Here is a 21,621-nt window from a genome sequence, read left to right on the forward strand (position 1 = left end):
TTCCCCCCTAGTGTTTACCCCGGGCGGTTTTCACCTTCCTGGGAATGCCTGTTTCAGGCGCTCGAGCGAGACCCGATCGCGTTTAAATCAAGTTCTAAATATGGAAGCTTTTGAGCCAATTGTGCCGAAATGGACGACGAGCGCAGTTCACGCTCACGAGTTCTGCTGCCCCTCCTGCAAAGCAACTCCGATGGAAGCTGCGCGGGTTTGGATCAATCGACGATCGCCGGTCTATACGGAAGATCGCCGTCGCAAATGGCAGGAGTTTTACGAGTGTGGCGAATGTGGCTGTGTTTGGTGGGCCTGGAGTAGCGATCGCCCCCCCTCTGAGTTCTCTAATCGAGAACCACCCCAACCAGAGGATTTCCTGTAATCCTTGACAAAATGCACGCTGTGTGGTAATGGGATTGGTCACAATTTCCGGGAGAATTGCGATCGATCCCAAGGCCATTCTCAATCTCAAATTCTCAATTTCATATTCTCAATTTCATATTCTCAATTTCATATTCTCAATTTTCACCACCGAGGGCACTTTTTCAAGAGGGCTTCGGCAGCATCTTTCGGCAGAGGTTTGGAGAAGAAATAGCCCTGGCCAAAATCGCAGTGCAGTGCCCAGAGATTAACCAGATGCTCCTCTTTTTCCACCCCTTCGGCGGTGACATACATGCCGAGGTTATGGGCGAGCATCGCGATCGCCCGGACGATTTCCGCATTTTCGTTATCCCCGTACATTCCCATCACAAAAGACTTATCAATTTTCAACGTATTAATCGGAAACTGAGCCAAGTGAGACAGAGAAGAATACCCGGTACCAAAATCATCAATACACAAATGAATATTGCGCGATCGCAGTTGTTCCAGCAATTGCGCGGCGGATGCAGCATTTTCCATCAACACGCTTTCAGTAATTTCCAACTTCAAATGACTCGGAGGCAAATGAGTTTCCGCTAAAATGCGATCGATGCGGGCAATCAAATCCAGTTGAGAGAGCTGTTGCCCGGAGAGATTCACACTGATGCTCAAAGGTTGCGGATTCGGATATAACCCTTGCCATTGTTGCATTTGCAGACAAGCTTCGCGCAGCACCCATTCTCCCAAAGGCAGGATCAAACCGGTTTCTTCAGCCACCGGGATAAACTCTGCCGGAGAAATCAAGCCGCGTTCTGGGTGTTGCCAGCGGACCAGGGCTTCAAACCCGGAAAGCAAGCCGGTTTCCAAACTCACAATCGGTTGATAGTACACCAAAAATTCCGAACTATCCAAACTCGAGGGCAGACAACCCTTGCCATTGGTAGGATTGCCATAAGAAACCCGCACCCGAGAGGTTGGCGGGGCGATCGCCGATGGGAGATGTCCGTTATTGCGCGGTTCCACATCCTTGAGAATCGCGCGGCGCAGGTCATTTTCCAACGTCAACAGCGCCACTGCCCCATCGAGCATGCGGCGATCGAACACTTCATGGCGGGCTTTGCCCCGAGCTTTCGCGCGATACATGGCAATATCAGCATCGCGGAGCAAGTCTTCCGGGCGATCGTAGCCCATCCAGCTAGGGGCGATGCCGATGCTAGCTGTAGTAAACACTTCATAGCCGCTCACATTAAACGGCAACGCGAGAGCCTGGTGAATCCGATCGCAAATCGCGATCGCATCGTCAATGTGGTGCAGATTTTCCACCAGCAGGGTAAATTCATCCCCGCCAAACCGAGCCACAACATCCCGACGATTGACGCACTCCTGCAGTCGGCGAGAGAAGGCAATCAACAAGCGATCGCCGATAGTATGCCCCAAACTGTCATTCACCACTTTAAACCGATCCAAATCCAGAAATACCACCGCAAACCAACAATCCGAATCCTGTTGGGCGCGTTCCAGGGCAGCACCGAGTCGATTGAGAAAAAAAGCGCGGTTGGGCAAGCCGGTGAGATTGTCGTGCAGAGCTTCGTGACGCAGTTTTTCTTCCGCAGAGGCGCGATCGCTGATATCCATCACGTGCATATGTACCACCTGAAGTGAAGGTAGCGGGTGATAGAGCCAGGAATAGACGCGATCGTGGATTTGCCGTTCCACCTGCCAACCGCGATTGCCTTGTGTGAGACAAGTAGCCACAATTTGCCGATGGTTGACGGGTAAAAATCCGGTGGCGAGTCCAATTCCCAGTTGGTCTAACACCCGCTCGGTGGCGGGATTGACGTAAATAATCTCGCCATTCGGATTGCAAGCGAGGACGGGATTGGGGTTGTGTTTGGGGAAAGCGGCGAGACGCAGATTCAGTTCTTCGGTGGCTTTGCGATCGCTGATATCGGTTTGAGAACCGGCCATGCGGTAGGGTTTTCCCTCACTGTCGCGTACCGCAAGTCCGCGACTGAGCATCCAGCGATACTCGCCGTTGGCGTCTAACATGCGATGTTCGCTCTTGAAGTGAGGGGTAACGCCGGCCAAATGATCGGCGATCGCCGCTTTTACGCTGTCCAAGTCTTCCGGATGAACGCGCTCGAACCATTCTCCGGGGCGATCGCCGATGTCTTCATCTTCATATCCCAGCAGAGACTTCCAGCGCGGCGAAAAATAGAGGCGATCTCGGTTGAGATTCCAGTCCCACAGTCCGTCATTCGCACCGGCTACCGCCAACGCATATCGCTCTTCACTTTCGCGCAGGGCTTTTTCCTGTTGCTGACGCTCGATCGCCGTGGCTAACACATTCGCGATCGACTGCAAAAAATACAGGTCATCATTGCTAAACTGCCGCTTTTCCAAACTGTACGCTGACAGAACCCCAAACGGGCACGCCGGTCCGGGCACCAGCACGCTCATGCCGCTCACCACTCCGCACCGCACCAACAGTTCCCACGGCGAAAAGCGCATTTCTTCACCCAAATCCTCCACCCGCACCGGTTCGTTGGTGACTACTGTATAATACTCTTGGGAATCTCTCACTCCATTCCCGATCGCTTTTTTCAGTTCGGCTTCCCAACCGCCGGCAGTCCCACGCAACCGCAAAATATTCTCATTTTCGACCCATTCCCAAATCAAGCCTAAATCTACCTCTAAGGTTTGCGTCACTTGCCGTGCGGCTTCTTCAATCAGGCTCGACAAGTCCATCCCAGCTAGTGCCCATTGCCCCAACCCTGCCACTACAGCACTCTCGCGGGCGTGAGCGGCTAATAACCGTTCCGTGCGGCGACGCTGTTGCAGTTCCCTTTGCAAATGGGCGGTTTTTTCTTCCAAGAGTCGTTCTAATTCGTCGGTATGCAGCAGCACTTTGCCGGTCAGGGGGCGCAGCAGCAGTACCATACCGCCGGTGGCTAAAATGAGAAAAACTACCATCATTGCGGCTAAGATGGTAATTTGCTGTCTCAGGGGTGCGTAGAGTTGCTCGGGGGGTATTTTAGCTAACAGCACCCACTGGTTTTTAGCCAACCAATCGTAGGCGATCGCTTCTGTAGAACCCGCCGCATTTTTGGTCATCATTAATCCCTTTTCTTCCCCAATCGCTTCTCTAAGTGTTGCGGCTAAAACGTTATCTTGCCACGGCACACCCGGGGTCTCGCCCTCAAAGGGAAATAACTGCTCGATGCGATTATTTTGCTGCGCCGCTAACAGGAGATTTCCGTTTTTTTCGTATTCGGTAAACTCTTGGAGAATGTCCACCAGTCTGGCAATATCAAACAAAACGATATCAGTGCCGACTCGTTGGGATTGTTTGTTCATTATCGGCGCACCGGCAACAATGTAAAATTGCTCTTGCAGGCGGATGGGTTGAGAGACGATCGCTTTTTTCCCTTCCGCTGTGGGGACTTGCCAGAGATGGCGCGCAATGGGCCTCCCCACCTGCACCACCGGATTTCCGGCGCGATCGAGTCGGGTAATGCCGACAATTTCGGGAGATTGGTTCAAGGCGTCGGCGAGCAAAGGAGTGCTGAATGCCGCTAACTCGGGCTTCTTCACCTCCCCTTGGTTATAATTTTCTAGCGCTTCGCGCGCTTTGCTGCGACTGGCAATCTGTTCGGCAACGTCTCGAACTCGCCATAGGTACTCCTCCACGGCTTGGCTTTTTGTTTGCACCGCCAACAGCAGATTTTCTTGGGCATCTTGTTTCAGATACCGATATAGGGGCACCATACTGGCGATGGAAATGATGACCCCAATTGCCAACATCCCTACTGCTGCATACACGACAATTGATTGCCGCAGTTGTCCTGTTAGGTTGCGTTCAGCCACTTTTTCTGCCTACCATTGCACGCCGCCACTCCGTTGAAAGCCCAATCTGCGCGATCGCTCGCTCTTCGAGTTCCAGACAGTACGGTGCTGTCGCTGGTGGCGCAAGTGCTTGCAAAAAGTTGGCAAGCTTTGGCAGTCCCCGTGGCAGGGCATTGCTTTGATTTCGGATCCCACCGTTGTCCTCCTTCCCTGGAAAATAGGTGTAGCCTAGCCGATTTCTCCTATCGGGTAGAGTGATTTTTGTTACTGTCCTCGGGATTTCCAGGTTATCTGTTCTTTATTTACTGTCAATTTTATCATTTTTTACCCGGGACTTTGCTGCCTCAGCTCGGCAACCCGCCCTTGCCAATCGGCAACCCTGGCGTTTTTTCCCAGTTGAGCTGCAATTGCCTGGGTCATCTAACCGTTAAGTCATTCTGATTGAATGGCTAAAATTTGCTGATTCTGCCATCTGTGTCCTCAGACAATTGACGCGGGTCATCCCATCGATGGGCGCTAAAAATAGCGCCTACAGAAATTGTTATCCCTTGAAAAGGCGGTATTTTACTCCGGATTTTTCCGACACTGGCAGCCGTTTCCATCCCTAGATTTTGCTGGGGCGGAGGTTAGGGCTGGTCAGGGGCTTATTTTCTCCTCAACTCGGGCAATCTCGCGGGCGTCTCGATCGCGCTATTTTTACCCGATGCAGACGCGGCGGTGGAGAAAATGGACTTTACTCAGCATGATTCTTAGCATATAATAAACTTTTTGTCAACACCCGACTGAGCGATAGTGTTCCACTTATCGCCTTGACGTCAATTGGAAACTCAAATCACAAATGCCAGACTATTACGAACTTGAAAAGCGGCTATGGGATGCCGCCGATCGATTGCGAGCAAATTCAAAACTCAAACCGTCGGAATATTCCTTGCCCGTGCTAGGACTGATATTCTTGCGGTATGCCGACCATAATTTTGCGAAACAAGTGCAGCAATATCGCCGCAGCGATCGCCCTTTCAATTTCGCGGGGAATTTCTTGTACCTACCCCCAGAGGCGCGGTTCGATAGCTTGCTAAATCTGCCGCCAAACGCCAATCTTGGTGAAGCAATGAATCAAGCAATGCTGGCGATCGAAGCAGAAAATCCCACGCTCAAAAACGTCTTGCCCAAAACTTACCATCGTCTGGGCAACGACATCCTGCGAGAATTGCTGACCAGCTTTAACGCGATCGCCCTCGACATCGAAGGCGACGCCTTTGGCCGAATTTACGAATACTTTCTCAGTCACTTCGCCATGAGTGAAGGACAAAAAGGCGGCGAATTCTTTACCCCCACCTCCCTGGTCAAACTGATTGTCGAAATTCTCCAACCCTTTCACGGCAAAATTTTTGACCCCGCCTGCGGCAGTGGCGGCATGTTCGTTCAAAGTGCAGCTTTCATCGAAAAACATCAGCAAAATCCCAACACCGAAATCGGCATTTACGGACAAGAACGCATCGGCGAAACGGTTCGTCTGTGTCGCATGAATCTCGCCATTCACGGACTCGCCGGCAATATCTGCCAAAGCAATACCTACTATGAAGACGACCACAATTGCCTGGGCAAATTCGATTTTGTCATGGCCAATCCCCCGTTTAACGTAGACAAAGTAGACAAAGAAAAACTCAAAAACGACTCCCGTTTCCCCTTCGGTCTGCCTCGCATCGACAACGCCAATTACCTGTGGATTCAGTTATTTTATAGCGCCCTCAATTCCAAAGGTCGCGCCGGATTTGTTATGGCAAATTCCGCCAGCGATGCCCGAGGTTCCGAATTGGAATTCCGCCAAAAACTCCTGTCAATTGGGGCAATTGATGTTATCATCGCCGTCGGTCCCCACTTTTTCTACAGTGTCGGATTGCCTTGTACGTTATGGTTTCTCGATCGCGCGAAAGTCTATTCTCCGCGCAAAGATAAAGTGCTGTTTATCGACGCCCGTCAATTTTACCAGCATGTTTATCGTTCCCATCGTCAATTTAGCCCGGAACAAATTCACTTCCTCTCCAACATCGTCCGCATGTATCGCGGTCAAACGGTTGAATCGGTGGAAACTTTACCGGAACACACTCGAAAAAATCCCGCCGTTCCCGCTTACGGCACTTTACCCGATTGGGAAGAAACCTTTCCCAACAACATCTATCGAGACGTTCCCGGATTGTGCCGCATCGCGACTTTGGCAGAAATCGAACGAGAAGGTTACAGTCTCAATCCAGGGCGTTATGTTGGCGTTCCACCTAAACCGGAAGATGATTTCGATTTTAGCGAAAGACTCCAGCAACTCAATGAAGAATTCGAAACCCTCAGCACTCAATCCCGAGAACTGGAACAACGCATTTCTCAAACAGTGGTTCATTTACTCCAAACCACTGAAGCAAGGAAAACAGATAATTTTGACAAGGTGAAACGAGTCGTGTAATATCTGTAGCTTGAAGGGCAACATTTTCCCATCGTCAGTCTTTTGGCGTCGTTTTTCTCTCTTTCTCTTTCCCGAACATTTGATTCTCTCTCCTTCTCGTTTCCCCATTTTTTTTAATGGGTTCCGTTTGAATCCGAATCGACGCGCTAGAGGTGTGAATGTGACTACATTTTCAAAGTTCCCCGTCAAGCCAAATCAAAATTGGACCGTGCAACGCATTGGCGAGTGTTGTCTCGTGGGAGATGGCATCCACGCCAAAGTTAAACGACAAGATAGCGGCGTGCTTTATTTAACCGCTAAAAATCTCAAGCCCAATAGCTTGAATTTGTCAAAAGTTGACTATATTTCTGGCCAGGATTTTGAGAGACATTTCTGTAGAAATATTCAAGCGATCCGCAAACCCGAAGCAGGAGATGTTTTATTCGGGATTATCGGCAGTATTGGCGAACCGTATTTAGTGCAACCGGAAGATTATTTTGGCATTTCTAGCAGTGTGGCTATTTTACGCCCCAATCAACATCTTATCTCGCCGCTTTATCTTTATTACTGGGTAAAAACTCCGATTTTTCAAAATGCTTTGCACGGGTTGAAAGCTGGCGTGGTGCAGTCTTATGTTAGTTTGGAGTCGCTGAAATCCCTGCCAATTTACTATCCCGATCTGCCCACTCAGTACAAGATTACCGAGATTCTGTCGGACTACGATAGTTTAATTGCCAATAACGATCGCCGAATTCAGTTATTGGAAACAATGGCGCAAACGGTTTATTATGAGTGGTTTGTTAAATTGAATTTGCCCCATTTAGAAATGCGTCGGGCAACGGATCTGGAACGAGAAGTCACGGGTAAAGAGATGTTTCCCGTGGGATGGAAAGTGGAGGCGATCGGGGATGTGGTGGATACCATCGGCGGCGATACTCCCTCGAAGAAAAAACCGGAATATTGGGCGAATGGCACCCTGATGTGGTATCGAACCACGGATTTAACCGCGTCGGGCACCATGTTTATTTCCGAATCTGCCAACAAAATTACTGATTTGGGGCGACGCAACAGCAAAATTCGGGTTTTTCCGCCCTATTCGGTGATGATGACTTCCCGGGCAACTATTGGGGTGGTGGCAATCAATACCACAGAAGCTTCCACGAATCAAGGGTTTATTACCTGCATTCCCAACGAACAACTTTCGGCATATTATCTCTATTTTTGGATTAAAGAAAATCGAGACTGGATTTTTAGTTTGGCGTCGGGGTTGATGTATCGAGAAATTAATTTGAGTGGATTTCGCAAGTTGCCGATCGCACTTCCCGATCGCCACATCCATCGTCAGTTTATAGACACCCTCGACCCTCTGTGTTCGGAAATTCAAGCCTTACAAGCCAAAAATTCTACCCTAAAACGCACCCGCGCCTTACTCCTGGCTAAACTGCTTTCTGGAGAAGTGGATATTGCCGATCGCTTCTGTCAAATTGCCTAACCCAAACCCCGCTATTCCCCTGCAATCCCCTGGCGCGATCGCTCAGGGGTGGGCACTTTTTCTCCATCATCCGCTTAACTTTCAGGATTGGTTACGCTAACTTCTATGGGAAAAACCACGCTAAATTCCGATCCATCCCCCACTTCCGAGATCATGTGAATCTCTCCTTGCAGCAGTTTCACCAGTTGCGCCACGATCGCCAATCCCAACCCCGTACTTCCTTCCCTTTCTGGCGCGATATTCACTCCCACCCGCGAAAAGGGCTGAAAGATTTTTTCTCGATCTTCTGGCGAAATTCCAATTCCCGTATCCCTAATGCTGAGCAACCATTTGTTCTCGGGTAAAGTTTCGCAAGAAATGCTTATCGAACCATCATCGGTATAACGCACTGCGTTGCTCAAGAGGTTAATCAAAATCTGCTGCAAGCGCGACAGATCCGTTACCACTCGTTCCGGTGCCAAATCGCTAAAAATTCGTAACTCCAATCCTTTTTTTTGTGCCAGGGGTTCGATGGTTTCAATTGCGGTAACCAGGGTACTTTGCACGTCCACTTCGATTAGTTTCAACGTGGCAGTTCCCGCTTCAACCCGGGACAATTCTAACGAATTATTCACCATTTCCAGTAATTGTCGCGAAGAACGCAACACGCGCTCGATGCGATCGATATTCAACGCATCCGACTCGGTTTTCCCCTGTTGCTGGCGCAAAAGCATTTGCGAATAAGCCATAATCGAATTCAACGGCGTTTTAAACTCGTGCGCCAGTTGCGAAAAGCTCTGCTGACTCAAATTCAGCAACCGCGTCAGTTCTTCATTCGTTTGGGTGAGTTGCTGCTGAATCTGCTCTAGCTTTTTGGTGCGCTCTTTCACGAATCTTTGAAAACAATAGGCGCTAGCTTGGTCGATCGCCGCATCGATTATCCGAAATGCCCGATAGGATTGCTGGGGCGTCAGTTTTAAAAAATCTTCCTCTAATGCTGAAAATATCGTTTGCCGCAAAAAGCGATATTCTCGGGCAATCTCTTCCGCATCATATCCATTTTCCGCCCGTTCCACTGCATGACCCAAACTGGCTTGCGCCACCACTTCAAAATCATCGTCTTCCGGATAATCCAAAGCGGAAACCATCGCCTTAAGTACCTCAGGAATTAAGTTCTGTAACGCTGGTTCGGATAAATTTTTTGAACTTTCTATTTTCGCATCCTCTCGAACTTTTTCTTTCCATTTTTCAAGGATTACATCAAGTTTATTCGCCAAAGATTGACTAATAGAAACCATAAAAGATTGGCTCATCATTGCAACAGCTACAGCTCGTTTGTTGTTAGTGGCTATAAAATAGACAGTCGAGTATTTTTCGATAGATTTTACCTAAAACTCCCAAGAATCGGTAAAATTTCTCAATTTACCATTACTCCGGGGTCGGCGATGCGATCGCGCGGTGGATTGCCCCTGGATTGCTTCCGCAGCAGCGATCGCTGGGAAAATTCTCCAATCAAGTGTACTCATCCTTACCCCCATCTCTGTGCTCTAAGTGGAGGTTTGCGCCTCCCTTCTCAAATCACCTCCCTGTCTCTTCCATCGTCTTACTCCCCTTTGCCAAAAATAGTTTCTCTGATTATCCTTCAATTGTAGCAATCAGTCTACCCCTTACCAACCCTCATTTATCCCCTTTGACGGGAAAAAGTCCGTCCAATTCTCCCCCTGGCTTGTTTTCTGAGGTAAGATTCCCCGCTTGGTTGCTCCTGCAAACTACACAAAAGCCTGGAAACGCAATTACCGAATATCCTGCTGTGCGCGAATCCATTAAAATAAAAAATGAAAATCTCGATCGCGGATTCAACTAACAAAGAGACTTTGGCATGAACTGGCAAGAAATTTCTGGGAACTGGGTTCATATTCCACCCCACCCGAAGGGTATCGTCCATTTTCTTGGCGGCGCTTTCGTGGCGGCGGCCCCGCAAGTCACCTACCGATGGCTACTCGAACAGCTTAGCCTAAAAGGCTATGCGATTGTCGCCACTCCATTTGTCAATACCCTGGATCATGCGGCGATCGCCCACCAGGTTCTCGATCGCTTTGAATGGTGCATCGAACAACTTCGCTTATCGCGCAAATTACCCAAGCGCTATCTTCCAATTTACGGCATCGGACACAGTATGGGATGCAAACGTGCGACTCGTTTAGCTGAAATTTGCCCCTAAATCGGGCATTGGAATGCTAGCAAGGTTCCCCAATAGAACCTTGACAACTGAATGACCTTGCAGGTGAAAATCCTGCCGCGCAGGTGCAGCGCTGACAGCACTTCCCCTCCGGTAACGACTGGGCATCACTCCGGAAAGCGGGGATGAAAGGAGGCAATCCCGAGGGCCTAACTCGGTACCCTTCAAGCAAGAGGATATGGGTAGATTCCGAAGGTACGTCCGAACCATCGTCACCCATCACCAGCTCAATTAGGCACAAAAAAAGCTGGAGCCAAACGGCACTGGATATCTGGAGATGGCAGTTGTTTGTCTGACCATCACGCACTTCCATAAACCCGGTGGAAAGTACCGCCCTAACCCCTCGATTAAAGGTCATTCGGAACGAGGAAACCCTCTAGCGACTCTCAATCCCTTTCTCGGATTGCGTACTCACCCAAGAGGCAATTTCTCCATCTCGGAGGTTGTTAGAGGTGTAGGATTCGGTAAGAAGCAAATGCTCGATTCGTAACGAACGAGATAGGCTGACGTACCGACTTTTCGATAATCGATAGACTCGGAATTTCGTAGATATGAACGCAAACGCTCGGGACAGTAAACCTGATGACGGTAGTTTGGAAGAAAACTCCGCTGGCCAACAATGGAAAACCCTTCCCTGGAAACAGTTGGAACGGCAACTCTTCCACCTACAAAAGGGAATCTATCACGCTTCTCGCTCTGGCAATCTTAAATCACTCCGCCGCTTACAACGGCTCTTGCTGAAGTCTCGCGCGGCCAAAACTCTTGCCGTGGCTCAAGTCTGTGCGGATAATTCTAATGGGCAATTTCCGGCAATTGATGGCCTAACTTCTTTGGGCGCGGCTCAACGATTTACCCTGGTTAAGGAACTGGAATTGTTAACGGGCGGACAACCGCTTCGCTCGCTGGAAGTTTCTCTCCCCAATGGTCGGGAAAAAATACGTTTGCAAATTCCCACGATGAAAGACCGCGCCTTGCAATATCTGGTAAAGTTTGCACTGGAACCGGAATGGGAGGCAAAGTTTGACCCAAATAGCTATGGTTTCCGTCCGGGCAGAAGTTACAAGGATGCGATCGCGGCAATTTATGCCAGCATTAAGGCTCAACCCCAGTATGTGCTGACCGCAGATTTGTCTGTCAATTTACCCCAAATCGACCCGCAAGCACTGGCGCAGAAAATGGCCGCTGTTTCCCCAATTCGACGCCTGGTGAAAGCTTGGTTAAAAACGGGGGCGATCGCTTGGTCTGCTGTAGGTGAACCGCTCGAATTCAATCCCTCAAAGTCTGCTTTTTTCCCTTCTCAAATCCTCGCCCCTTTGCTGCTGAATATCGCCCTGGATGGTCTGGAAAATCACCTGATGCAGTTGGCCAATACTCTATTTGTCCCCGATCGGGACACCCAAACTGGCTTGACTGTGGTGCGCTATGCGGCCCAGTTGGTTCTCCTTCATCCGGATAAAGCGGTTCTCCTGCAGTGTCGGGCGATCGCTGGCGAATGGTTGCAAACAATGGGTTTATCTCTGCGGGATGAAAACACTCGTCTGGCTCATACCCTCGACTCCCATGAAGCAACGCCACCAGGGTTTGATTTCCAAGGCTTTCATATCCGCCAGTATCCGGTGGGAAAATATCACTCGAAGCTGGGTTTCAAAACCCTGATTCAGCCTTCTAATTCGGCGGTTAAAGCTCACAAAAAACAGATAAAGGCGGCAATTAAAGCCCATCAAGCGGCCAGTCAATCTACTTTAATCGCTTGTCTGAATCCGCTCATCAATCATTGGTGTGGCTATTTCTGTAGTGTGAGTTCAAAGAAAACCTTTTCTTCCCTGGATTACGACCTTCACCTGAAGCTAAAACGATGGGCAAAACGCCGCCATCCGCATAAGTCTAATGCTTGGGTGAAGCAAAAATATTGGCAGGCGATCGGGTCGAAAAACTCGGTGTTTGCCTCTCATCCACACGACCGATTGGCGTTACATGCCGAAACTGCCATTGTCCGTCATCTGAAAGTCCGGGGAGATGCTTCTCCTTATGATGGGGATTTGTCTTATTGGGGTCCGCGACTGAGGGAATCTGGCCCATTATCGGGACAACAATTAACCCCAGAAGAAATTTAGGCTGGATATTGCTTACCCTACGACTTCGGAGTGCCATGCTGCGAGAAGTGCCGATGAAACGGAGTATCGAAAAGAGGAGCCTTGTGAAGGGAAACTTTCACGCAGGGTTCTGAAGACGAGCAGTTTCGGTGACGAAATTGCTTAGTTTAACTGCATTTGTTAATCGGGAGTTTGTTTGATGTCGATCGCGCGGGTAATGTGCTGATTTCTTATAACAATTATCCGGCACGTCGTTCGATTCCATTTTTAGAGTGGTTAGAAACGGTTCCCTCGTCTTTTGCGGTGGAATTTACCCCAGACCCAGAAGAAACGAACGAAATTATTGCCTCGGGCTATCAGGTCCGGCGCAATCTTGTGGTTAAATTTAAGGAGGATACCATCGACCAAACTTTACTGTTGCTCCCGGTCCTGGAAACTCGCTTCCCGGATATGGTGACGATCCTCACCCTCCCGGGTAACCATCTGACGCCTTTGAGTCAGGATCCGGGGTGGAAACCGGGGATTGAGTTCTCTCCCTTAGATGCGATCGCTCAATGGTTGCGTCAAGAACTCTACCGCGAACCCCAGGGCCTCACGCGCGAAATCCTTCGCTGGCTCAATCCACTTTAACCTCACCGATTCCGGACACCCTCACCTAACCCACGCGGGTAGGGTGGGCAAATTGTTGCCCACCCTCCAGGTCTTTAATGTCATCGATTGTTGTTAACCTGTTACCCTGAAGTTTAGAAAAAAGTCAAAAAATGAGTAATTTTACTCTTGACTTTTTTCTAACTTTGTGGTAAGTCTACGGCAGCGGACTGACTTGGGCGCGGAAAAGGAGGCGATCGCCGTGGCGGTAGCCGGTGTAACGAACCTGCACCGGATCCCCCGGTTGGGCGGTGCCTTCCATGAGCTGATGGTGTTGCGGATCGTAAGCGACTTGGGAACCCACGGCGGCGATCGGTACCACTTCCCATTGCTGGAGCAACTGTTCTAGCGGACCGAGCAAGGGTAGCAGACGGGTGGCGGGAACCTCGGGATTTTTCTGAGCCGCACGAGCCGCCGTGGGCCATTGTCGCAACCAAGATTCCAGGGTTTCCAAACTCGCTTGCTGAAATTCGAGCATCACAGACTCCCGCTGCTGCTGCATGGCCAAGCGCAGTTGTTCGTACTCTCGTTGCAATTCGGCGAAATTGGCGGCTTTGGGACTGTCGGTGGCACTGTGCGTAGTGGGGAGGGGTGCTTCTGCTGACGCGGCGCTTTCCACCAAGAGGCGATCGCCGCCCGGAGAAAAGTTAGCCAGCAGATCCGCTACCGACACTTGCAGGGCCGCCGCTAATTTGAGCAAATATTCCCCGCGAATTTGCAGCGCTTGCCCCCGTCGAAGCTGTCGCACCTGCCAGTGGGAAACCTCCGCCGCGCGAGAGAGGGCGCGAAAACTGGAAATTCCCACTTGTTGCATCAACCCTTGCAACTTTTGGCTGTAATCTACAGCGTCACTCTCCGTGGGGAATTGAGGGTTGAGGGTTGGTTGTGGATCGATCATGGTTAAGGGGGAAGCAGACGGTTTAGCAATTAATTGTAAGTGTTCCCGAAAGTGGGAATCACCAACCATTGGCGATCGCCAATTAGAGGACAAACGGTTCGCCAAAACTTTCGCTATAGCAAACGCGATCGATATCGAACCGTCCGCCATACTGTTTGTATGGTTCGGTCGCAAATCCAAGGGCTAGCAAGCAGCAAACATCCACTTCCTCGGGGATGTTAAATGCCTCTTTGACGCGATCGCTGGCAAATCCTTCCATCGGACAGCTATCTACACCAAAGCTTTTGGCAACAATCATCATATGCGCTACAGCCAGCATGGTGTGGCGGTTGGTCCAGGCTTCGACGGATTCATGCATAAGGGCGGCTCTCGAACAGTTGCGGAATCGCTTCTCGCATCATCTGGGCATATTGTTCGTTTATCGCATCGGTTTGTTTGCCCAGTTGAATCACCGATTCGATGTACTCGGAATCTGTGACTCGGCGATCGCCACAGCAAATCAAGACCACCGGGGCCTCGCCCACCTGTCTTTGGTCAAAGGCACAGGCTTTTAGTTTCTCTCGATTGTCGCGATCGCGAAGTGCAATAAATCGCCACGGTTGCAGATTGTACCCCGAGGGCGATCGCACCCCCAAGCGCAAAATGGCTTCTAAAATTGCCGGGGGAATCGGATCTCGATGAAATGCTCTGGCCGCGCGACGCTGTTGGATCGCATCTTTTAAGCCCAAGGTTGGTTGTATTTCAATGGTCATTCTACCTTATAAAGTTTCCGGGGTTAGGGCTGCAAAAAAAAGTAGGTCGATCGCCTCAACCTACTTGACAAAAGCTGTAGCTGTAGGGTGGGCAAGGACTTGCCCACCCTACTCCTCCTCTAGTCTTCCAGCAGGCTTCTCAACATCCAAGCGGTTTTTTCGTGAACCTGCATTCGCTGGGTCAATAAGTCTGCAGTGGGTTCGTCGCTAACTTTGTCGGCGATCGGGAACACCGATCGCGCGGTTCTGACCACTGTTTCTTGACCTTCCACCAGCAGCTTAATCATCTCGGTGGCGGAAGGCACCCCTTCGGTTTCTCGAATCGAGCTTAACTTGCTAAATTCGCTGTAAGTCCCGGGAGCTGGGAAACCTAACGCGCGAATGCGTTCGGCAATTCCATCCACCGCCAATGCCAGTTCGTTGTACTGCTGCTCGAACATCAGGTGCAACGTCTGGAACATCGGACCGGTGACGTTCCAGTGGAAATTGTGGGTTTTCAAATAAAGGGTGTAGGTATCGGCAAGCACCCGCGATAACCCTTCGGCGATTTCTTTGCGATCCTTTTCGTCAATGCCGAGATTGATTTGCGGCGCTTTCTTTTTATCTTTGCCCATGAGGCAAGCCTCCAAAAAACGAGAATATGTTTATTTTCTCATCAAACGATGAAGAGGTGATGACCAATCTGGGCTACGCTAGGTGCATTTTCAATACCGATCGCGGGGCGCGGCGAACTTTACACCGGATGGTTTCATGGCCTAAGCGTTGGCAAGCTTCGTAGCGATGGCATCCGGAAAAGCCGTAGTATTGCCCATCCACTTCTAGCACGTCAATCGGTTCGAGTAAGCCTACTTGCCCAATCGACTCCATCAGGGCGGCGACTTTCTCCGGGTCGTTGGTTCGCGGTAAGGGGCGGCGAATCTTGTCAATCGGAATTTCTTCGATTCTCATCAGCAGGTTTTTCTCTATTTTAAGTGCTTTACTAAATCATACTCATAATGACTTCGACTTGCCATGAGTAGAAGTAGCTAGGGGAGAAGGGGGAAGAGGGGAGGGGAGGAGGAGCGATCGGGGAAATCGTCATCTGGACTACCGAAGCGATCGCAGGTTCCGGGGAGAATAGAGGTTAGATAGAAGTCCCCCCTTTTTACAATACAAATTGTCGAGATTGGGTAAAGTAGGAGCAAACCGGATCGAACCACCAGACCCGGGCAAAAAAAACCCAGCCCATCAAACACAGAGCGAGCGTTATGGCTTTTGGCAAAACAAGCGTCAGAGAACCAATTGCGATTGGCGATCGCGAGATCGACCCCAAGACACCGACAACCCGAAAGTGGTTGAGGAGAATTTCCGGCACCCTGCTGAGTGCAATTTGCTGGTGGGGAGTCGTTACCGAGGGAGTGTGGGGGAATAGCATCACCAACCGAGAACTGCAAGTGGGGGTGGTGCAGCGATTTGGCAGGGAAGCCAGGGATAAACTGATCTTCAAACCCATGAGCGGCGATCGCTTATTTGTCCGGTTTGAGGGAGGAGACGGCACCCCCGTCACCCAATCAGTGAACGAACTGGAACTAGAAATCGAGATGAAACCCCTCGCACAACCCATTGTCGAAGAGCGGTTAGTGCTGAGTACCCATCGCAGCTTTGAGAATGCCGAACAAAGCGCCCAAGACTGGCGCAAACAGGGACTCGAAGTCGAACTTGCCTACCCCGGGCGTTGGCAGGTATGGGCGAAGCGGGAAGTTTACAGCACCCCATTACTGCGGCGGTTGCTGCTGCAAAGCCTGCAAGCGCAAGGGAACGAACTGGCATTTTTAGACACCGAGATCCGGCAGCAGGTGCCTCAACCCACCTGGGTAGTGGATGGATTTCGCTACCACCGCGATCGGCTAGAAATTTTCGCGAACAACAATCGAATTCAAGTCAGCAAAGGGAAAGACGATCGCAATCCCCGGTTATATGGCGGGACATTGCGGGTGCAACCCGACGCCTACGGTAGCTTCACCGTAGTGAATGACGTGAAGATGGAGACCTACTTGCGCGGCGTGGTGCCCCATGAAATTGGAGCCAATGCCCCAGATGCGGCGGTAGAAGCGCAAGCGATCATCGCGCGCACCTATGCCTTGCGGAACCTGCGACGATTTGCGATCGACAACTACGAACTATGCGCCAGTACCCAGTGCCAGGTTTATAAGGGTCTGGGGCAAACCTGGGAACCAGCAGATATCGCGATCGCCGCCACGGCGGGAAAAGTGCTGACCTACAACAACGAATTAGTAGACGCCCTGTATTCTTCCACCACCGGGGGAATCACCTCCCCCTATAACGACATGTGGGACGGAGAAGGGCGACCCTACCTCACCGCCGTCATCGACTCCGTAGCCAATCTGTGGGACTTATCGCGCAACAGTTTGGCAAGCGAGCAAAACTTCCGACGGTTTCTCAGCTTGGAAAAAGGATTTAATGAAGAGGAGTGGGATTTATTTCGCTGGCGGGAATTCTCTCCCTTGGCACAGACCAATGAAGACCTGAAGGAGTATTTGGTCGAAAAGAAACATGCCCTGGCGAATTTTAATACTGTAACCGGAATTGAGGTAGTCGAGCGCAGTCGGGCCGGGCGGGCGATCGCGGTGAAAGCCACCACCGATAAAGGAAGCATCATCCTCAGGAAAGACGAAATTCTCCGTGCATTTTACGCGCCGTTGAGTACCTTTTTTTACGTGGAACGGGTTTACGGTGCGGATAAAACGTTAAAAGGGTATGCCTTTGTGGGTGGTGGATTCGGACATGGGGTGGGATTGAGTCAAACCGGATCCCACAAATTAGCCAAGTTGGGGTGGTCGAGCGTACGCATTTTGGAATTTTACTATCCCGGAACTCAAATCGAGACCCTCCATGAAGACATTATCTTCTGGCGCGACCCCCTCGAGTCTCTCCCGCCCACTGCATCCCAAGGGTGAGGTAGCAACAGCAAAGGGGCGCGCGATCGCGCGTCCCTTTGAGGAAATTAATTTGTTCGCTCTTGGAAACAGGCTGGAGTCGAGAGGCTTTGATTTCCCCTCTCTAGAGCCGATCTACGAGTTCGATCCCGAGGAAACCTCGGGATCGAACTCCAATTGTTAATTTCTAGTAGAGTTCTTCTTCTTGGTGGGTGGTAATGGTGCAATCAGAAGTGGGGTAGGCAACGCAAGTCAACACATAACCCGCTTCGATTTGATCGTCATCCAAGAAAGACTGGTCAGACTGGTCGATGGTGCCAGCGTCCAGTTTGCCCGCGCAAGTAGAGCAAGCGCCTGCACGGCAGGAATAAGGCAGATCCAGACCTTGTTCTTCGGCCACGTCGAGAATGTACTCGTCATCGGGCACTTCAATGGTCTGCTCGCCATCGGGCATTTTTAAGGTAACTTTGTAAGTTGCCATTTCGCGATCCTCTCAAGTAATCGACTGGTTAAAAGATAAGTTCTCCTAATACAGATGTTGCGTCTTGATTAACCTGCAACACTGCTTATAGGTTAAGCCTATCTCTGATATTACGGGAAAAAACAAAGCTTGCAACACCGATTTTCCCAATATTTTCAACAAAATTTATTATAAAAATTTCTAATTTCATCCTGATTACTTATACCTAGGGGAAAACCCTTACGAAATGAGGGTTTGGCAGCGATCGCCTCTGGGGGGAGGACCTGGGGGGGGCACGGCGGGCGTGGTAAAATCGATCGCGATCGCGAGGGGGGCGATCGCCACTCCCGTCCCGGAATATCAACTGCAAGCACCAACCCAGAAAAAGCCCGTGAACACCAATTCTCATCCCAGCGCTGCAACGAGTTCTCCTGTGAAACCCCTGCCATTGCCCGTTCGAGTCGGGTTGGTGGGGACCGGTTTTGCCGCCAAATTGCGCGCGGAGACCCTGCAAGGAGACGATCGCGCCACCCTGGTGGCGGTGGCAGGTCATACCGCCATGAAAACCGAACAATTCGCTCAAACTTACCAAGCGGAGGCGATCGGATCCTGGCAACAACTGGTGGAACGCAACGATATCGATTTGGTGATGATTTCCCTGGTTAATTCCGCTCATGGGGACATCGTGGCGCGATCGCTGCAAGCCGGCAAGCATGTGGTGGTGGAATACCCCCTCTGTCTCGACGCGATCGCCGCCAAAGAATTAATTTCTCTGGCAAGTCAGCGCCAATTACTGCTGCATGTGGAGCATATCGAACTCTTGGGAGGCTTGCATAATGCCCTGAAAGCCTCCTTGCCCGAAGCCGGAGAAGTCACCTATGCCCGCTACGCCACCATCACCCCGCAACGCCCGGTTCCCCTGAAGTGGACTTACAATCTCAATCTGTTTGGCTTTCCCTTCGTCGGGGCGCTTTCCCGCCTGCATCGCTTTACGGATTTATTTGGCTCTGTGGCTACGGTAAGCGCTCAGGCAAGGTTCTGGGAAGCGTCGGAACCGGACTACTATACCGCTTGTTTGTGTACGGCCCAGCTTCGTTTTACCAGTGGGGCGATCGCGGATTTGATTTATGGGAAAGGAGACCAGTTCTCGAAAGGGGAACGGAAATTTGAAGTGCATGGGGAAAAAGGTACGCTGATTTTTGATGGCGATCGGGGGGAATTGGTGCGCCTCGATGAGGTGACTCCCCTCTCGGTGGGCACTCGTCGCGGTTTATTTGCCCGAGATACCACGATGGTCCTGGATTATTTAACCGCCGGGAAACCGCTTTACGTGGAACCGACGGCTAGCGCCTATACCCTGAAAGTGGCGGATGCGGTCCGTCGGGCAGCACAAACCCAGGAAACCATTTCTCTGGAGAATTGAGGGAAAAGCTGAATTCAAAATTGCTCAATTCTCGGTTCCGTCTCCGGTGGTCTTTTCGCGGTTGGCTTCAAATCCGGCGACTTCGGAGAGGGTGTAGAGGGGGCGTCCTTTGACTTCTTCGTAAATGCGTCCGATGTATTCGCCTAAAATGCCGATGCAGATGAGTTGCACCGCACCGAGGAAGAAGCTGCAACTCATAATGATGGCGAAACCGGTTAAGGGGGAGTCGGGATAAAAGATTCGCCAGTAGATGACTAAAATGGCCATCCCAATGGCGATCGCGGCGGCGATGGAACCGAGATAGGTGGACAGGCGCAGGGGGACGCTGGAAAAGGCGACGATTCCGTTGAGGGCTAAGGCGAAGGATTTGCGGAAACTGTATTTTACTTCGCCGGCGAAGCGGGGGTCGCGATCGAATTCAATGGCGGTTTGCTGAAATCCCACCCAGGCGCGCAATCCGCGAATGTAGCGGTTTCGTTCTGGCATGGCGTCGAGGGCGTCGATACAGCGGCGATCGAGCAGGCAAAAGTCGCCGGTGTCTGAGGGGATGTCTACATCGGCGAGTTTCCGCAGTAGGCGATAGAAGAGGTAGGCGCTGCAGCGTTTAAACCAGTTTTCTTGACCGCGCGATCGCCGTTGGGCGTAGACGACTTGATAGCCTTGTTGCCATTTGGCGATTAAGTCGGGAATCAGTTCGGGTGGGTCTTGCAAGTCGGCATCTAGGACGATGGCCACTTGCCCTCGGGCAAAGTTTAAGCCGGCAGTTACGGCAATTTGGTGCCCGAAATTACGCCCAAAGCTCAGATAGCAGATCCGCCGATCGCGATCGCGCAGGTGTCGCAGCAGCAGTAAGGAGCGATCGCTGCTTCCGTCATCTACGAAAATGACTTCTGCTGCACTATCGAGGCGATCGATGACGGCTTTCAATCGTCGGTAGAGTTCTTCTATGGTCTGTTCTTCGTTATAAATCGGCACCACAAACGAATATTTGGCGCTCATGGTTCCTCCGCTTTCCCGTCGCGTCGAGGCCACGAGTGCGATTATGCCATGAATGCACCGCAAATGAGCTCTTCTGCTGCAAATTGAGTTGAGGATTGAATATTTGAAATTGGAAATTGAAAATTTGTTACGCTTTGCCCTGACCTGCTGACTCGCGATCGCTTCCCCACCTTCGCCATTGCTATCCCCCGGCAGCGCGATCGGCACTTCTGCCCTTTTCCCCCTCTCATGCCTCCTCCCACGGTTCTGAAAGCGCACTAAATATAAAACCGAAATCTTTTGTATAGTTTAGCCGGGAGACAGGGGAATGATTATGGACAATAACGTATAGCCGAGGAAAAAGTAAATTGGGAATTTGCAATTATTAATTTTCCGGTGGCTGCTGACCCGATCGCCGGTGGGCAGATTATACAGCAGGGAGTAAGCGGTCTACATTCAGATAAAAGGCGATCGCGCCGGATTCGGTATAAATGAGCTTTTCCAATGCTTCGGGAGCTTGGATACTGCTTTGCGTGCCTTCCCGATAGGAAGCGGGAATCGGCTCGAATTTATCCTCGGGAATATCCATAACCGTGGGCAAATTGGGAATGGGAATACCGAGGCGATCGCCATTACTTAACAAACAGACAATCAAATATTCACCGTTGGTTTTTTCCGAAACAGAAGGAACGAACAAGCGAGACAAATCCAGCACGGTAATCACCTCATCATCGAATTTTACCAGACTGCGGCCACTTTCGAGAACCCCTTGGGGCGTAAATTGATTCAGAACCCGCTGCACCCGTTCGATAGGAATGGCGTAGGTTTCTCGATTCACTTCAAACCCCACCAATTTGCGGGTTGGGGTGCGTTTGCGTTCCGTTTTTTGGTTGCGGAATCGACGATTAGCATGATGAGTGGGTAACATGGCAATCTAAGAAAAATAAACAACAAATCTAACTTAATTTACTATTTGAAATTTTTAGAAAGATAGAGAACTGAGAAGCAAGGGGGCAAATTATTTTTCACAGTTATTTAGGAGGAGGCGGAGCCTCGGGTGGGGCGTTCCCAGGCGGAGCCAGGGAACGAGTT

The 21,621-nt window shown here is 50.7% G+C and carries 17 protein-coding genes and 1 pseudogene; 8 read left to right on the forward strand and 10 right to left on the reverse strand.

Translation table 11 applies throughout. From position 1 onward, the window contains the following. Positions 1–100 precede the first annotated feature (100 nt). Positions 101–373 (forward strand): hypothetical protein, encoded by a 273-nt coding sequence (locus LKK83_RS12225; protein WP_324631414.1) that lies wholly within the window; start codon positions 101–103, stop codon positions 371–373. 143 nt (positions 374–516) lie between these two features. Here the strand turns inward: LKK83_RS12225 and LKK83_RS12230 are convergent, their stop codons facing one another. Then, positions 517–4,218 carry an EAL domain-containing protein gene (locus LKK83_RS12230; RefSeq protein WP_324631415.1) on the reverse strand — a complete coding sequence of 1,234 codons (3,702 nt, stop codon included), beginning with the start codon at positions 4,216–4,218 and terminating at the stop codon, positions 517–519. Between the two features lie 817 nt (positions 4,219–5,035). Here LKK83_RS12230 and LKK83_RS12235 point away from each other — a divergent pair. After that, positions 5,036–6,652: a type I restriction-modification system subunit M gene (locus tag LKK83_RS12235; RefSeq protein ID WP_324631416.1), complete on the forward strand. Its 1,617-nt coding sequence runs from the start codon at positions 5,036–5,038 to the stop codon at positions 6,650–6,652. A 160-nt stretch (positions 6,653–6,812) separates the two neighbouring features. Then, complete coding sequence (locus LKK83_RS12240) at positions 6,813–8,123, forward strand: restriction endonuclease subunit S (protein WP_324631417.1); 1,311 nt, start codon at positions 6,813–6,815, stop codon at positions 8,121–8,123. 74 nt (positions 8,124–8,197) lie between these two features. Here LKK83_RS12240 and LKK83_RS12245 read toward each other — a convergent pair whose 3' ends face one another. Beyond that, on the reverse strand, positions 8,198–9,418 hold the full coding sequence (locus tag LKK83_RS12245; RefSeq protein ID WP_324631418.1) for a sensor histidine kinase: 1,221 nt from the start codon (positions 9,416–9,418) through the stop codon (positions 8,198–8,200). A 563-nt stretch (positions 9,419–9,981) separates the two neighbouring features. On the opposite strand from LKK83_RS12245, the pseudogene LKK83_RS12250 reads away from it, so the two are divergent. From LKK83_RS12250 to LKK83_RS12260, 3 genes and pseudogenes are all read left to right on the forward strand, one after another. After that, positions 9,982–10,290 (forward strand): annotated as a pseudogene (locus LKK83_RS12250) (DUF1350 family protein); the annotation flags it as partial. A 602-nt stretch (positions 10,291–10,892) separates the two neighbouring features. Continuing rightward, positions 10,893–12,455: a reverse transcriptase N-terminal domain-containing protein gene (locus tag LKK83_RS12255; protein ID WP_324631419.1), complete on the forward strand. Its 1,563-nt coding sequence runs from the start codon at positions 10,893–10,895 to the stop codon at positions 12,453–12,455. A 156-nt stretch (positions 12,456–12,611) separates the two neighbouring features. Continuing rightward, on the forward strand, positions 12,612–13,064 hold the full coding sequence (locus LKK83_RS12260) for a DUF1350 family protein (RefSeq protein WP_324631421.1): 453 nt from the start codon (positions 12,612–12,614) through the stop codon (positions 13,062–13,064). Between the two features lie 175 nt (positions 13,065–13,239). On the opposite strand, the gene LKK83_RS12265 is transcribed toward LKK83_RS12260, so the two are convergent. The 5 genes from LKK83_RS12265 to LKK83_RS12285 form a co-directional block, all read right to left on the reverse strand. After that, complete coding sequence (locus LKK83_RS12265; RefSeq protein ID WP_324631423.1) at positions 13,240–14,049, reverse strand: helix-turn-helix domain-containing protein; 810 nt, start codon at positions 14,047–14,049, stop codon at positions 13,240–13,242. 13 nt (positions 14,050–14,062) lie between these two features. Beyond that, positions 14,063–14,338, reverse strand: coding sequence for a nitroreductase family protein (locus tag LKK83_RS12270; protein ID WP_324631425.1), 276 nt, complete (start codon positions 14,336–14,338; stop codon positions 14,063–14,065). Continuing rightward, a complete protein-coding gene (locus tag LKK83_RS12275) occupies positions 14,331–14,732 on the reverse strand; it encodes a nitroreductase family protein (protein ID WP_324631426.1) in 402 nt (133 codons plus the stop codon). The genes LKK83_RS12270 and LKK83_RS12275 overlap by 8 nt, the downstream gene beginning before the upstream one ends. A gap of 119 nt (positions 14,733–14,851) precedes the next feature. Then, positions 14,852–15,346 (reverse strand): Dps family protein, encoded by a 495-nt coding sequence (locus tag LKK83_RS12280; RefSeq protein ID WP_324631427.1) that lies wholly within the window; start codon positions 15,344–15,346, stop codon positions 14,852–14,854. Between the two features lie 73 nt (positions 15,347–15,419). After that, positions 15,420–15,680 (reverse strand): sulfiredoxin, encoded by a 261-nt coding sequence (locus LKK83_RS12285; protein ID WP_324631429.1) that lies wholly within the window; start codon positions 15,678–15,680, stop codon positions 15,420–15,422. Between the two features lie 299 nt (positions 15,681–15,979). On the opposite strand from LKK83_RS12285, the gene LKK83_RS12290 reads away from it, so the two are divergent. After that, positions 15,980–17,689 carry a SpoIID/LytB domain-containing protein gene (locus tag LKK83_RS12290; protein WP_324631430.1) on the forward strand — a complete coding sequence of 570 codons (1,710 nt, stop codon included), beginning with the start codon at positions 15,980–15,982 and terminating at the stop codon, positions 17,687–17,689. A 166-nt stretch (positions 17,690–17,855) separates the two neighbouring features. Here LKK83_RS12290 and LKK83_RS12295 read toward each other — a convergent pair whose 3' ends face one another. Next, the gene (locus tag LKK83_RS12295; RefSeq protein ID WP_324631431.1) at positions 17,856–18,149 is read right to left on the reverse strand and encodes a ferredoxin; all 294 of its coding nucleotides are present in this window, start codon (positions 18,147–18,149) and stop codon (positions 17,856–17,858) included. 412 nt (positions 18,150–18,561) lie between these two features. On the opposite strand from LKK83_RS12295, the gene LKK83_RS12300 reads away from it, so the two are divergent. Then, a complete protein-coding gene (locus tag LKK83_RS12300) occupies positions 18,562–19,551 on the forward strand; it encodes a Gfo/Idh/MocA family protein (RefSeq protein ID WP_324631435.1) in 990 nt (329 codons plus the stop codon). 24 nt (positions 19,552–19,575) lie between these two features. Here the strand turns inward: LKK83_RS12300 and LKK83_RS12305 are convergent, their stop codons facing one another. Both LKK83_RS12305 and LKK83_RS12310 read right to left on the reverse strand, forming a co-directional pair. Further along, positions 19,576–20,550 carry a glycosyltransferase family 2 protein gene (locus tag LKK83_RS12305; RefSeq protein WP_324631432.1) on the reverse strand — a complete coding sequence of 325 codons (975 nt, stop codon included), beginning with the start codon at positions 20,548–20,550 and terminating at the stop codon, positions 19,576–19,578. 406 nt (positions 20,551–20,956) lie between these two features. Further along, complete coding sequence (locus LKK83_RS12310; protein WP_324631433.1) at positions 20,957–21,457, reverse strand: chemotaxis protein CheW; 501 nt, start codon at positions 21,455–21,457, stop codon at positions 20,957–20,959. Between the last annotated feature and the right edge of the window lie 164 nt (positions 21,458–21,621).

It is taken from the genome of Phormidium sp. CCY1219, assembly GCF_035615515.1.
Lineage (GTDB): Bacteria > Cyanobacteriota > Cyanobacteriia > Cyanobacteriales > Laspinemataceae > CCY1219.

Excerpts from the sequence above, each read along its gene's own strand:
- LKK83_RS12225 (WP_324631414.1), top strand. The coding sequence starts at position 101 with ATGGAAGCTTTTGAGCCAATTGTGCCGAAATGGACGACGAGCGCAGTT.
- LKK83_RS12235 (WP_324631416.1), top strand. The coding sequence starts at position 5,036 with ATGCCAGACTATTACGAACTTGAAAAGCGGCTATGGGATGCCGCCGAT.
- LKK83_RS12245 (WP_324631418.1), bottom strand. The coding sequence starts at position 9,418 with ATGATGAGCCAATCTTTTATGGTTTCTATTAGTCAATCTTTGGCGAAT.
- LKK83_RS12255 (WP_324631419.1), top strand. The coding sequence starts at position 10,893 with ATGAACGCAAACGCTCGGGACAGTAAACCTGATGACGGTAGTTTGGAA.
- LKK83_RS12265 (WP_324631423.1), bottom strand. The coding sequence starts at position 14,049 with ATGGTTGGTGATTCCCACTTTCGGGAACACTTACAATTAATTGCTAAA.
- LKK83_RS12270 (WP_324631425.1), bottom strand. The coding sequence starts at position 14,338 with ATGCATGAATCCGTCGAAGCCTGGACCAACCGCCACACCATGCTGGCT.
- LKK83_RS12275 (WP_324631426.1), bottom strand. The coding sequence starts at position 14,732 with ATGACCATTGAAATACAACCAACCTTGGGCTTAAAAGATGCGATCCAA.
- LKK83_RS12280 (WP_324631427.1), bottom strand. The coding sequence starts at position 15,346 with ATGGGCAAAGATAAAAAGAAAGCGCCGCAAATCAATCTCGGCATTGAC.
- LKK83_RS12285 (WP_324631429.1), bottom strand. The coding sequence starts at position 15,680 with ATGAGAATCGAAGAAATTCCGATTGACAAGATTCGCCGCCCCTTACCG.
- LKK83_RS12290 (WP_324631430.1), top strand. The coding sequence starts at position 15,980 with ATGGCTTTTGGCAAAACAAGCGTCAGAGAACCAATTGCGATTGGCGAT.
- LKK83_RS12295 (WP_324631431.1), bottom strand. The coding sequence starts at position 18,149 with ATGGCAACTTACAAAGTTACCTTAAAAATGCCCGATGGCGAGCAGACC.
- LKK83_RS12305 (WP_324631432.1), bottom strand. The coding sequence starts at position 20,550 with ATGAGCGCCAAATATTCGTTTGTGGTGCCGATTTATAACGAAGAACAG.
- LKK83_RS12310 (WP_324631433.1), bottom strand. The coding sequence starts at position 21,457 with ATGTTACCCACTCATCATGCTAATCGTCGATTCCGCAACCAAAAAACG.